Here is an 11686-nt window from a genome sequence, read left to right on the forward strand (position 1 = left end):
CGGCGGCGGTGCCCGTTGAGCCGGACCGGAGGGCGAGCCGGGCAGGGGGCGTCGGTGGTACGGGCGCGGGTCGTCGAGCACGGCAGGGAGTACGCGCACCTGCGGGCACGGGAGGCCGAACGGGCCGAGGCGGCGCGGGCGCGGGCGGCCGTCGCGGCCGTCCGGGAGCTGTGGGCGCGGGAACCGGACTGGGCGGAGCGGGAGTTGAGGTACCTCGTGCGGGAGCCCGGGGGTGGGGGCGACTCGGGTGCCGTGCGAGGTGCTGAGCCCGTACGGGGCCCTGAGCCCGTAGGCGGCGTGGAGCCCGTACCCGCGCCCGCGCCCGTACCCGCGCCTGAGCCCGTACCCGGCCCCGCGCCCGTACCCGGCGCCGCGCCCGCACCTGCCGTCGAGCCCGCGCGAAACCCGGCCCCTCCGACCCTGGAAGCCCCCGCTCCCGACGCCCCGGCTCCCGACATCCCCGCTCCCGGCGTCCCCGCCGCGGACCCCTGGCCCTCCACCCTCGTCGAGTACAAGGCCGTACGCGTGCTCACCGGCCTCTGCCAGGACGATCCGCGCCTCGTGCTCGCCGAGTCGGAGGTGCGTGAGCTGGTGCCGCTCGTCGTCACCTGGCTCGACCGGGGTGTCCCGGCCGGAGCCGTCCGGGCCGCGCTCGTCTGCGGCATCCCCGACGAACTGCACCACCCCGCCCGCCTGCTCGCCTCCCGGCTCCGGCGCCGCGTCCCCGCCGCCCGGCCCGCGTATCCGGAGCCCCCTCCCGTCGCCTTCGAGGCGCCGCCCGTGCCCGCCGTCGTCTCCGTCCGCGAAACCTGGTTGCGCACGTGTGAGGGCTGCGACCGGGGGCTGCCGGGCGGGTCCGGCGTCACCCGCTGCCGCGACTGCCGGCCGAGCGGATGACGCGGACCGCGCCGCTTTGCCGAAGCGGCAAACGTGTTTGCCTCTCACGCAGCGCCTGCCGCACGGTGGCGGCACCGCAACGAGAGGTGGTGGTCGTGATGACCGGGATACGAGGGCAGTACGACGTCGTGGTCGTGGGCGGCGGGCCCGCCGGGCTCGGCGGCGCGCTGACGCTGGCACGGGCGCGGCGCTCCGTGCTCGTCGTGGACGCGGGCGAGCCGCGCAACGCGCCCGCCGAAGGGGCGCACGGAGTGCTCGGCCTGGAGGGCATCAAGCCCACCGAGCTGCTGCGGCGCGGGCGCGCGGAGGTGCGCGGCTACGGGGGCGAGGTCGTCGCGGGCGAGGTGCGCGACGTGACGCGCGACCGCGAGGGGTTCGTGGTGGCGCACGCCGACGGGACGACCGTGCGGGCGCGCGCCGTGCTCGTCGCGAGCGGGCTCGTCGACGGGCTGCCCGAGGTGCCGGGGCTGCGGGAGCACTGGGGCGGCGACGTCGTGCACTGCCCGTACTGCCACGGCTGGGAAGTGCGCGAACGGGCGATCGGCGTGCTCGGCACGGGGCCGATGTCGCTGCACCAGGTGAAGCTGTTCCGGCAGTGGACCGACGACCTCGTCTACTTCCCCGACCGCCAGCCGGTGCCCGAGGACGAGTGGATCGCCGCGCGCGGCATCCGCGTCGTGCCGGGCGAGGTCGCGGGCGTCGAGAGCGACGCGGAGGGGCGGCTCAGCGGCGTACGGATGGCGGACGGGACGTTCGTGCCGCGCCAGGCGCTCGCGGTCGCGACCCGGATGGAGACCCGCGCCGGCTTCCTCGCGGGCCTCGGCCTCACCCCCGTACCGCACCCCTCCGGCATGGGCGCCCACATCCCGGCCGAGCCCACCGGGCGCACCACGGTCCCCGGCCTGTGGATCGCGGGCAACGCGACGGACCTCGCCGCCCAGGTCGGAGCCTCGGCGGCGGCCGGAGTCCTGGCGGCGGCCCAGCTGAACATGGAACTGGTGGAGGCCGACACGGACCGCGCGGTGGCGGCCCACCGCGCCCGGGAGGTCTTCTCGGCGGAGTCGGAGGCACGGGTGCGGCAGGCGTTGGCGCGGGAGGCGTTGGCGCGGGGCGAGTGACGGGGCGGCGGCAGCGCGTGGCGGGTGAGGGGGCGAACCGCCGGCGGGTCGCCTGACGTCACCTGTGGCATGGGACAGCGTGGGGAAGCGGCGCTCGGGTGTCTCGCGCCCGTGGTCGGGGCGGCCTTGGGCGCCGGGGTGTGGTGGCGGCTGGCGCAGGGACGGGTACGGCGGTTCGAGGCCGCCGCCGACCCCTGGGTGCTGGTGGAGCTGCCGGTGTGCCTGCTGGGGGGAGTCGTCGTGGGCGTGTTCGGCTGGGCCGCGGCGCGTGCGGTGGTACGGAGGCGACGCGGCGCGCGGGACGGGTACGGGGGCTGAGCGGCCCCCGGGACAGGTACGGGGGCTGAGCGGCCCCCGGGACGGGTACGGGGGCTGAGCGGCCCCGGGTTCGTTCCGGACCGGTCAACGTACCCGTTCCGTACGGGGGTTGATCAGGGCGTGGGCGTGCATGTCGTGCCAGCCGTCCGCGTGACGGGCCGCGGCGGCGCGGGTGGCTTCGAGCGGGTAGCCCGCCTTCGTCGCGACGCGGCACGAGGCGGTGTTGCCGGTGGAGTGCTGGAGGACGAGGCGGGCGAAGCCGCTCGCGAAGGCCCACTCCGTCAGTGTGCGTACGGCGCGCGGGGCGAGGCCCTTGCCGCGCGCGGCGGGGGGTGGTCCAGTACGCCACCTCGCCCTCGCCGTCGAGCGCTTCGATCCGGTTGAGGGCGCAGCGCCCCAGCAGGGTCCCGCCGGAGGCGATCGCCCACTCCGCCCTGGTCTCCGCGCCCCACGCGTCCCGCCACCCGGCGATCCACTCCGCCGCCTCCGCCGTCGAGGCGGCCCGGCGCGCGTGCCAGTACTGGATCGCCGGATCGTCGTACGCCTCCCGTACCGCCTCCGCGTCCCCCTCCTCCCACGGCCGCAGGACCACCTCCGCCCCGGGGAGGGGGAGGACTGGCTGCGGGTGGCCGGAGAAGGTGCCGGGGGGCAGGGTCAGAGGCATGAGGTGAGGCATGGGCGCATGGTGGCGCACGCGGCGCGGTCCCCGCACCCGCCTTTCAGGCGCTCGAACCCGGGCGCGCGATCATCAACACCGTCACCGCGACCCACAGCAGGTTGAAGACGCCCGTCAGCATGCCGAGGCGCGGCGCCGCCCACGCCCCCGTGGCGGGGCCCTCGCCGGAGAGCGCGTGCTCCTGGCCCGGCAGGATCGTCAGGACGAGGACGACGGCCGCCAGCGCCGTCAGCACGATCGACACGACCACCCACGGGTCGCCGAGCACGCCCATCGTCGCGCCCGTCGCGAAGCCGAGGACCGGTACGGCGAGGGACACGGCGGCGTAGACGCGGCAGACGCGGTGCAGGAGCGCGGTGCCCGAGGCGTCCGGCTCGCGGCGGTGGTACGCGGGGAACATGCTCGCCGCGACCGCCACCGGGCCCACCGCCAGGATCGCCGCGACGACGTGCAGGGAGAGGAAAAAGGTCTTCACGGGACACTGACGCTACGGGGGGACACCGGTCGTCCCCAGTGGCAAAAGTGACACCTTTCACCGACTTTCCGCCACGCGTCTCCGGAGAGGATGAGCACGGTCCCCACCTGCGGGAATCGTGGATCGTGGTACGTGCCCGGGGGAACACTCCTCGCGCGCGGCACAGTACGTTCGTGCCATGCACACCGTCGCCGTCCTCGCCCTCGACCAGGTCATCCCCTTCGACCTCTCGGTCCCCGTCGAGATCTTCGGGCGGACGCGGCTGCCGGACGGGCGCGACGGGTACCGGGTCGTGGTGTGCGCCGAGACGCCCGGCGCGGAGGTGGCCACGGGAGCCTTCACGCTGCGCGCCCCGTACGGGCTCGAAGCGCTCCGTACCGCCGACACCGTCGTCGTGCCGGGGACCGCCGTGCCGCTCGCGCCGCTGCCCGGCCCCGTACGGGACGCGCTGCGCGCGGCGGCGGCGCGCGGGACGCGGATCGCCTCGATCTGCACCGGGGCCTTCCCGCTCGCCGCGACCGGGCTGCTCGACGGGCTGCGCGCCACGACGCACTGGAGCGCGGCGGCGCTGCTCGCCGAGACGTACCCGGCCGTCGAGGTCGACCCCGATGTCCTCCACGTCGACAACGGGCAGTTCCTGACCTCGGCCGGGGCCGCCGCCGGGCTCGACCTCTGCCTGCACCTCGTCCGGCGGGACTACGGGTCCGCCGTCGCGGCCGACGCGGCGCGGCTCTCCGTCATGCCGCTCGAACGGGAAGGCGGCCAGGCGCAGTTCATCGTGGCGCCGCCGGGCGCGACGCCGAGGGGCGCCGAGCTGGAGCCCCTGCTCGCGTGGCTCGAAGCGCACCTCGACGAGGAGGTCACCGTGGAGCGGATGGCGCGGCGGGCGGGGACGAGCACGCGGACGCTGATCCGGCACTTCAAGGAGCAGACGGGAACGACGCCGCTGCGGTGGCTGCACCGGGCGCGGGTGCGCAGGGGACAGCACCTGCTGGAGACGACCGCGTACCCGGTGGAACGGATCGCGGGACAGGTCGGCTTCGGCTCCGCCGGGGCGTTCCGCGAGCGGTTCAAGCGGACGACGGGGGTCAGCCCGCAGCACTACCGGCGGGCGTTCGGCGGGGGTGCGGGGGTGTGAGGGGACCGGGGCGGGTGGGGGGGCGCGCGGGTGGTGGCTCGCGCGGAGGGGGGCTCGCGGAGGGGCTTCGCGAGGGCGCCTCGCGAGGATGAGGGGCTCGCGCGGAGGGGGCCTCGCGAGGTGAGTGGGCACTCACTCACCTCGCGAGCGGGGGTCACCAGCCCTGGTGGTTCCAGCCGCCGTGGTTGCCGTGGTGCCAGTTCGGGGCGTCGGCGTTGACGCACGTGTTGCCGAAGGCCGGGTTGAGGAGGCCGACGACGTTGACCGTGTTGCCGCAGGCGTTCACGGGGACGTGCACCGGCACCTGGACGAGGTTGCCCGAGAGGACGCCGGGGGAACCGGCCGCGAGGCCCTGCGCCCCGGCGTCGGCCGAGGCGGCCCCGGCGGCTCCGACGAGGGCCGCGCCGGCGGCGAGGGCGAGGCTCGCGCTCCTGATCACGCTTCGCATGGGGTGGCTCCGTTCCTGACCCGCGCGGGCCGCGCCGATCGCGGCGCCGTCACGGGGGCGAGGCCCGTCCGGGGGGACGGCCTCGTGTGGGGTCCGGAGCGGGGCGGGCGGGGGATGGGTGGACTCACCCGTACGGGTGCACGCGTAAACGCCTCGCCCCGGGCCCGTAGCGCTGCATAGGCTCCCGGCTCATGGACAGTGAGCTGAGCGCCGTCGTCTTCGCCGAGCGGCCCGATCTGCATGAGGCGTCCCGGTCCGTACTGCACCAGGTGTGGCCGGAGTTCATCTTCCACGACGCCGCCTCGGAGCGGTACGTCCCGCTCGTCGAGCGCTACTTCCCCGAGTTCGACCTGCTGCTCGTCGAGGGCGAGGCCGAGGGGGGAGGCGCGGGCCAGGGAGTAGGCGCGGGCTCGGACGGCGGCAACGTGCGGGTCGTCGCGGGCGGTTGGGGCGTGCCGGTGCGGTGGGACGGCTCGTACGAGGACCTTCCGGCCGGGTACGACGGCGCGCTCGAACGGTCCGTCGCCCAGTACGGGAGCGGCGTCGCGCCCGACACGCTCGTCGTCATGGCCGCCGCCGTCGACCCGGCGCTCCGGGCGCGCGGGCTCGCCGGAGCGCTGCTCACCGCCCTGCGCGAGAAGGCCATCGCCGCCGGGCTCTCGCGCGTCGTCGTGCCCGTACGCCCGACGCTCAAGGCGCGCTACCCGCTCACGTCCATGGCCGAGTTCGCGCGCTGGACACGCGATGACGGGCTGCACCTCGACCCGTGGGTGCGGACGCACCAGCGGCTCGGGGCCAGCGTGCTCGGGGTCGCCGAGGACTCGATGATCATCGGGGGAACGGTGGCGGAGTGGGAGAAGTGGACCGGCATGGCCCTGCCGGGGAGCGGGAGTTACGTGGTGCCGGGGGCGCTCGACGTGCTGCGGGTCGACCGGGAGGCGGACCGGGCCGTGTACCGGGAGGCGAACCTGTGGATGCGGCACGTATGAGGACGGGGCCCGCCGTCAGGCGCGGCGGCGGCCCCGTACCACCGCGGCCACCGCACCCGCCACGCCCGCCGCGCAGCCGATCCCCACGAGCCACCACGAAGCCGTCGTCAGGGCGTGCGTGAGGGCGTCGTAGCCCGCCCCCGCCGCCGGGCGGGAGAAGCCGGAGGGGATGCTGCCCAGCGTCTGGTCGCGGCCCGCCATCAGCACCAGGCGCAGGACGACGCCCGCGAGCGCGACGCCGAAGGCGAGGAACGAGAGGGCGCGGAGCCTGCGGTGGGCGAGCGCGACCGAGAGGCCGCCGAGGACGAACGCGGCGATCGCGGGCCACGGGCCCGCCGTCTCGAAGGCGTGGAACACCTTCCGCGCGGTGCCCAGTTCGCGGGACTCGACGAACGTGATCGACGTGTCCGTGTCCGGGATGCGGTCCGCGTACGGGACGTGGTTGTCGATCAGCTGCTGCTTGACCTGCTTGGTGACCGGCCCGAGGTCGATACGGATGTCGCCGCCCGACTCACGGTCGCCCAGCGCGTCGAGCACCGCCGTGTGCGCGCCGCGCGCCGCCGCGTCCCACGCGTCGCGGAACGCGGGCGAGCCCGTGAAGGAGACCGCCGCCTCCCGCACGAACTCCCGCCCCTGGTCCTGGAGCGGCCCGAGATCGACCTGCCGCATGACCCCGTCCGTCACCGCGTCCGCGACCGCCTCGCGCACGTCCCGGTCGGAGGCGAGCGGCGAGACGGCGTCCACGAAGGTGTCCGTGTCCCCGATCTCGTACTTCGCCCACACGGAGAGCGCCCCGGCCGGTACGCACACACAGGCCACCACGGCGAGCACCACCGCGAGCACGGTCCGCACCACGTACCCCGCACCGCGCCCGCGCCCCCGCACCCGCGCCTCGCCCTCCGCCACCGCGCCGCCTCCCGCAAGCCCTCATGAATCCGTACGCCTGTATCCGCACGCCTGTATCCGTACGTCGTGCACATTCCGCACCTACCCAGGCAACGCGCCCCCGCACGCGTGCGCCAGCCCCATGGGCGTACGGGTGAGGAGCGGGGACACGGCGGAGACGCGGCCGGGACACGCCCCCGGCCGGGCCAATGAACATATCGGGCGATTGCCCCATGATCTGCTGCCGGAGCCGTCCGCCGCCCCAGAACCGACCCTGACGGGATGCCCCCATGCGCCACCGTCTTGCCGGGACGAGTCCGAGACCGAGTACGAGCGCGAGCGTGTGGCTGAGCGCGAGTGCGGGTCCGAGCCCGCGCGCGGGCCGGGCCGTGAGCGGGAGCGCGGCGATGCGCGGTGCTGTCCCGCGTACGAGTGCGTTCGTCGCCGTCGTGGCCCTCGTCCCGCTGTGGCTCGCGGCGCCCACCGCCACGGCCGCCTCCCCGTCACCCGCCCCCGGTACCGGTTCGCTCACGCTCGTCGAGCGCGTCGTCGACGGGCCGGGCGGGACGGCGCGGGCGCAGGAGTGGACGGTGGCGGCGCGGGGACCCGTGGAGATCGAGGGGGCGCACGGCTCGCGGGCGGTGACCGGGGCGCGCGTCCCGGCGGGGGACTACCGGCTCACCGAGTACGGCGGCCACCCCGGCTACACGTCCACGCTGTGGCACTGCGCCGGCCGCACGGGCCCCCTGCCGACCGGCGACGGGAAGGTCAGGGTGGCGGCGGGGGACGAGGTCCACTGCACGGTGACGAACAGGCCGGTGGCGGGGGGCGCTTCGGGTGCGGGCGGGGCGCCGGGTACGGAGGGCGCGGCGGGTACGGGGACGGGGCTGCCGGGACCGGGTGGGAGCCGCGCGCCTGACGCCGCGTCCACGCCGCCGGGGAGTGCCGCGTCCACCTCCGGGGGGTCCGCGTCCGTCTCCGGCCGGCTCGCCGATGCCGGGGACGGGGACGGGGACGGGCACGAGGCCGAAGCCGGAGCCGGGGAGACGCCCGGGGCCGGGCTCTTCCTCGGCGTCGTGTCGGGGGCGCTGTGCGCGGTCGGGCTCGGGTTCCTTTTGGTGCGGAGGCGGCTGCGGGGGTGAGGGTGGGGGATGTCCCTTAGGGGTGTCCCTTACATGCGGCTTGTCCCCCCTGGGGCCCTCAACGTGCGGCGTGGCGCGGGTGTTCCCGGCGGCTCGCCGAAGGGGGCGACTCGCCGAACGTCCGCCCGCCGAACGTCCGCCCCCCGCCCAACTCAGCCCGCCCCCCCGCCCAACTCAGCCCGCCCGCCGCTCAACTCGCCCCGCCGCTCCCCGCCCCTCACCACTTGCCCCCCAAGTGCTCCGGCGCGGGCCTCACCACGCCGCCCGGGCGCGGCTTCGGGAGGTGGGCGTCGGTCGGGACCTCGCTCGTGTAGAAGCGGTAGAAGGCCATGAGGTACGCGCTCGCGCCGAGGATCAGGCCGAGGATCACCGACCAGTAGATGGTCTGGTGCGACAGGCTGTGCAGGTAGCCGATCGAGCAGCCCCAGAAGACGGCCCACACGACCGCGCGGCGCACGCGCGGGATCGCCGGGGTGAGCTGCCGCAGCGCGAGGTACAGCAGGCCGAAGACGATGCCCGCGACGCATCCGTAGAGGACGTTCCAGCCCGTCATCTTGTGTTCGTGGCGCGTCGTCACCGAAGCCCACACCCCGTAGCCGGCCGCGAGCCAGAACACGTTGCTCGCCGTGCTCGCCGTGATCTTGCGGGCCGGGCGGTGGTGCCGGGCCGGAGCCGGGGGCTTCGGAGCGGTGGCGGGGGCGGAGGCGTGGGCCATGGCTGTCTCCTTTGCGGTGCTTTGTTACCAGGGTCCTCCTCTGCTACCGAGCGGCAACCGGAACCGGCGCCCGCCGCGCGTACCCCGCCCCCGCTCCCGTGGCGGCCCCCTGCCCCCCGTGTTTGCCTGGACGGGTGAGTTCTCGCCCGGCGCCGCGTCCCGTCACGTCCCGCATGTGGGGCGGGGAGCCGCTGCGGCTGCGGGGGCACCGGGTCGCCTGGCTCGTGCCCGCCGCGCTCTTCGTGCTCGTCGTCGCCCTCGACTGGAACACCGAGGGCGACTTCCGGATGATCACGTGGATCATCGTCGTGCCCGGTATCGCGGCGGCGCTGTGCGGCGTGTGGGCGACGGCAGGGTTCGCGCTGCTCTCCTGCGTCGCGTACCTCCTCATGAACCTCGCCTGGTCGGAGCAGTACCGCACCGGCTGGCCGAACTTCATCCTCGTCGTGGGCGGCGGCGCCGTCGCCGTCGCCTCCTGCGCGCTGCGGCTGCGCGCGGGGCGGTACGTGGGCCACCTCCAGGATGTCGCCGAGACCACTCGCTCCACCGTGCTGCGCCCGCTGCCCCCGCACTGGGCGGGCATGGAACAGGCCGCGATCTACCTCCCCGCCGACACCACCGCGCGCGTCGGCGGCGACTTCTACGACATCCAGCCGTCCCGGTACGGCACCCGGGTGATCCTCGGCGACGTCCAGGGCAAGGGCCTCCAGGCCGTCACCGCCGCCTCCGCGATCCTCGGCTGCTTCCGCGAGTGGGGCTACCACGCCGCCGACCTCGCGGTGGTCGCGGAACGGCTGGAGACGCGGATGCGCCGCCACCAGGCGTACAGCGCCGTCATGGGCGTGGCCGGTGAGGAGGACCGGTTCGCGACCGCCGCGCTGCTCGGCTTCCCGCCGATGTCCGGCCACGACGCCGACCCGCTCGACGAGGCGGCCCAGGCCGACCCGGCGAAGTTCCCGCGCCCGACCCCGTACGAGATGGAGCTGGTCGACTTCGGGCACGAGGTGCCGCTCGCCGTGAGCCCGCGCGGGGTGCGCGAGATCGAGACCGTCCCCGTCCTCCCGCTCGGCCTCAGCGGGCTCGTCACCACCGTCTTCGCCGTGCAGCGCTTCCGCGTCGCCGCCGACGAGACGCTGCTGCTCGTCACCGACGGCGTGACCGAGGCCCGCGACCGCACGGGCGAGTTCTTCCCGCTCGTGGAACGGCTCGGCACCCGCCTCGCCGCCGACGCGCGGTGCGCCGAACCGGCACGGCTCGTCGCCCTCGTCCGGGACGAAGTGCTGCGGTACACCGGCGGGCGGCTCACCGACGACACCACGATCCTCGCGGTACGCCGGGCGGGCGGGCCCGACTGGCCCCGCGAACCGCCGACGCGGACACGTGCCCGTACCGGCGCGCCCGCCGGGGCCTCCGCAGGGAGCGCCACCGGGGCCTCCGCCGGGCGTTCCGCCGGGGTTTCCGCTGGTGGGGCGTCCGCCGTGGCACCCCCGCCCGCGCCCACGAGACCGGCGGGAGATATACCAGCAAAAGATATTACGTAGCAATGCCGTACTTGTACGACGTTCGCGAAGTGAAGGAGTTCCCATGGCAGCCACGATGAAGGCAGTCCAGTACCGCACCGTGGGCGCGGCGCCCGAGGTCGTCGAGATCGAGAAGCCCGAACCGGGGCCCGGCGAGATCCGGCTCAAGGTCACGGCGGCAGGCGTCTGCCACTCCGACATCGCCGTCATGAGCTGGCCCGCCGAGGCACTGACCTTCCCGCTGCCGCTCACCCTCGGCCACGAGGGCGTGGGCGTCGTGGACAAGCTCGGCGAGGGCGTGCGCAACGTCGCGCTCGGCGAGTCCGTCGCCGTGTACGGGCCGTGGGGCTGCGGGCGCTGCACCAAGTGCCAGCAGGGCAAGGAGAACTACTGCCTCAACGCGGCCCGCCTCGGCATCAACCCGCCCGGGCTCGGCAACCCCGGCGCGATCGCCGAGTACATGATCGTGGACGACCCGCGCCACCTCATGCCGCTCGGCGACCTCGACCCCGTCAAGACCGTGCCGCTCACGGACGCCGGGCTCACCCCGTACCACGCCATCAAGCGCTCGCTGCCCAAGCTCGTGCCCGGCTCGACCGCCGTCGTCTTCGGCACCGGCGGCCTCGGCCACGTCGGCATCCAGCTCCTGCGCGCCCTGACGTCCGCCCGCGTCATCGCGCTCGACGTCAACGACGAGAAGCTGCGCCTCGCCAAGGAGGTCGGCGCGCACGAGGCCGTGCTCTCCGACGAGAACGCCGTCGAGAACGTCCGCAAGCTCACCCCCGGCGGCCGGGGCGCCGAGGCCGTCTTCGACTTCGTCGGCGTCCCGCCGACCGTCAAGGCCTCCGGCGCCTGCGCCATGATCGAGGGCGACGTCACGATCGTCGGCATCGGCGGCGGCAGCCTGGAGGTCGGCTTCGGCCTCCAGGCGTACGAGACCGTCGTGACGTCCCCGTACTGGGGCAGCCGCTCCGAGATGGGCGAGGTCTTCGACCTGGCGCGCCTGGGCGCCGTGGACGTCCACGTCGAGACGTACTCGATCGACGAGGCCCCGAAGGCGTACGAGCGGCTGCACGACGGGAAGGTCCAGGGCCGCGCGGTCATCCTGCCGAACGGCTGAGGGCCCGGTCGGCCGTCCGCCGAACGGCCGGGGCGCCTCCGGCCGTCCGCCGAACGGCCGAGCGGGCGTGCGGCTCCTACGACACCCGTGTAGAGCGCGCGTCGCGGGACAGTCGTAGAGTCGCGGAAACCCCGTGGGGCCCGGCAGCACGCCGGGCCCCACACCCCGCTCCGTGTGCCCCGAGGAAAGGAACCCGAGGACCGATGGGTGAACCCCCGCGAGCCACCCGCGCCCGGCCCCCCGCC

12 protein-coding genes and 1 pseudogene are annotated in these 11686 nt (G+C 75.3%); 8 read left to right on the forward strand and 5 right to left on the reverse strand.

Annotated elements, in window-relative coordinates; genetic code table 11:
* The 3 genes from G3I42_RS38170 to G3I42_RS03885 form a co-directional block, all read left to right on the forward strand.
* Positions 1 to 897, forward strand: an 897-nt coding sequence (locus tag G3I42_RS38170; RefSeq protein ID WP_203606329.1) for a hypothetical protein, incomplete at its 5' end; no start/stop codon positions are given.
* Between the two features lie 89 nt (positions 898 to 986).
* Positions 987 to 2015 (forward strand): NAD(P)/FAD-dependent oxidoreductase, encoded by a 1029-nt coding sequence (locus G3I42_RS03880; protein WP_164282439.1) that lies wholly within the window; start codon positions 987 to 989, stop codon positions 2013 to 2015.
* Between the two features lie 69 nt (positions 2016 to 2084).
* A complete protein-coding gene (locus tag G3I42_RS03885) occupies positions 2085 to 2333 on the forward strand; it encodes a hypothetical protein (protein WP_164282440.1) in 249 nt (82 codons plus the stop codon).
* A gap of 84 nt (positions 2334 to 2417) precedes the next feature.
* On the opposite strand, the pseudogene G3I42_RS03890 reads toward G3I42_RS03885, so the two are convergent.
* Positions 2418 to 3009: pseudogene (locus tag G3I42_RS03890) on the reverse strand (GNAT family N-acetyltransferase).
* Between the two features lie 43 nt (positions 3010 to 3052).
* Positions 3053 to 3484: a hypothetical protein gene (locus tag G3I42_RS03895; RefSeq protein WP_164282441.1), complete on the reverse strand. Its 432-nt coding sequence runs from the start codon at positions 3482 to 3484 to the stop codon at positions 3053 to 3055.
* 178 nt (positions 3485 to 3662) lie between these two features.
* Between G3I42_RS03895 and G3I42_RS03900 the strand changes: the two genes are divergently transcribed.
* A complete protein-coding gene (locus G3I42_RS03900; RefSeq protein WP_164282442.1) occupies positions 3663 to 4622 on the forward strand; it encodes a helix-turn-helix domain-containing protein in 960 nt (319 codons plus the stop codon).
* A gap of 154 nt (positions 4623 to 4776) precedes the next feature.
* Here G3I42_RS03900 and G3I42_RS03905 read toward each other — a convergent pair whose 3' ends face one another.
* Positions 4777 to 5070 (reverse strand): chaplin, encoded by a 294-nt coding sequence (locus G3I42_RS03905; protein WP_164282443.1) that lies wholly within the window; start codon positions 5068 to 5070, stop codon positions 4777 to 4779.
* 191 nt (positions 5071 to 5261) lie between these two features.
* Here G3I42_RS03905 and G3I42_RS03910 point away from each other — a divergent pair, with 191 nt between their 5' ends.
* Positions 5262 to 6059, forward strand: coding sequence for a GNAT family N-acetyltransferase (locus tag G3I42_RS03910; protein ID WP_164282444.1), 798 nt, complete (start codon positions 5262 to 5264; stop codon positions 6057 to 6059).
* Positions 6060 to 6074: 15 nt separating this feature from the next.
* Here G3I42_RS03910 and G3I42_RS03915 read toward each other — a convergent pair whose 3' ends face one another.
* A complete protein-coding gene (locus G3I42_RS03915; RefSeq protein WP_164282445.1) occupies positions 6075 to 6965 on the reverse strand; it encodes a hypothetical protein in 891 nt (296 codons plus the stop codon).
* 386 nt (positions 6966 to 7351) lie between these two features.
* On the opposite strand from G3I42_RS03915, the gene G3I42_RS03920 reads away from it, so the two are divergent.
* Positions 7352 to 8086, forward strand: coding sequence for a hypothetical protein (locus tag G3I42_RS03920; RefSeq protein ID WP_164282446.1), 735 nt, complete (start codon positions 7352 to 7354; stop codon positions 8084 to 8086).
* Between the two features lie 217 nt (positions 8087 to 8303).
* On the opposite strand, the gene G3I42_RS03925 is transcribed toward G3I42_RS03920, so the two are convergent.
* Positions 8304 to 8801, reverse strand: coding sequence for a hypothetical protein (locus G3I42_RS03925; RefSeq protein ID WP_239096249.1), 498 nt, complete (start codon positions 8799 to 8801; stop codon positions 8304 to 8306).
* A gap of 134 nt (positions 8802 to 8935) precedes the next feature.
* Between G3I42_RS03925 and G3I42_RS03930 the strand changes: the two genes are divergently transcribed.
* Positions 8936 to 10342, forward strand: coding sequence for a PP2C family protein-serine/threonine phosphatase (locus G3I42_RS03930; protein ID WP_343244447.1), 1407 nt, complete (start codon positions 8936 to 8938; stop codon positions 10340 to 10342).
* A gap of 55 nt (positions 10343 to 10397) precedes the next feature.
* Positions 10398 to 11441 (forward strand): NAD(P)-dependent alcohol dehydrogenase, encoded by a 1044-nt coding sequence (locus tag G3I42_RS03935; RefSeq protein WP_164282448.1) that lies wholly within the window; start codon positions 10398 to 10400, stop codon positions 11439 to 11441.
* Positions 11442 to 11686 lie beyond the last annotated feature (245 nt).

It is taken from the genome of Streptomyces sp. SID11385 (genome assembly GCF_010548245.1).
In the GTDB taxonomy this organism is placed as follows: domain Bacteria; phylum Actinomycetota; class Actinomycetes; order Streptomycetales; family Streptomycetaceae; genus Streptomyces.

What these genes read in the sequence shown, in the direction of transcription:
- G3I42_RS03885 (WP_164282440.1), top strand. Translation starts at nt 2,085, where the DNA reads ATGGGACAGCGTGGGGAAGCGGCGCTCGGGTGTCTCGCGCCCGTGGTC.
- G3I42_RS03900 (WP_164282442.1), top strand. Translation starts at nt 3,663, where the DNA reads ATGCACACCGTCGCCGTCCTCGCCCTCGACCAGGTCATCCCCTTCGAC.
- G3I42_RS03905 (WP_164282443.1), bottom strand. Translation starts at nt 5,070, where the DNA reads ATGCGAAGCGTGATCAGGAGCGCGAGCCTCGCCCTCGCCGCCGGCGCG.
- G3I42_RS03910 (WP_164282444.1), top strand. Translation starts at nt 5,262, where the DNA reads ATGGACAGTGAGCTGAGCGCCGTCGTCTTCGCCGAGCGGCCCGATCTG.
- G3I42_RS03920 (WP_164282446.1), top strand. Translation starts at nt 7,352, where the DNA reads ATGCGCGGTGCTGTCCCGCGTACGAGTGCGTTCGTCGCCGTCGTGGCC.
- G3I42_RS03925 (WP_239096249.1), bottom strand. Translation starts at nt 8,801, where the DNA reads ATGGCCCACGCCTCCGCCCCCGCCACCGCTCCGAAGCCCCCGGCTCCG.
- G3I42_RS03935 (WP_164282448.1), top strand. Translation starts at nt 10,398, where the DNA reads ATGAAGGCAGTCCAGTACCGCACCGTGGGCGCGGCGCCCGAGGTCGTC.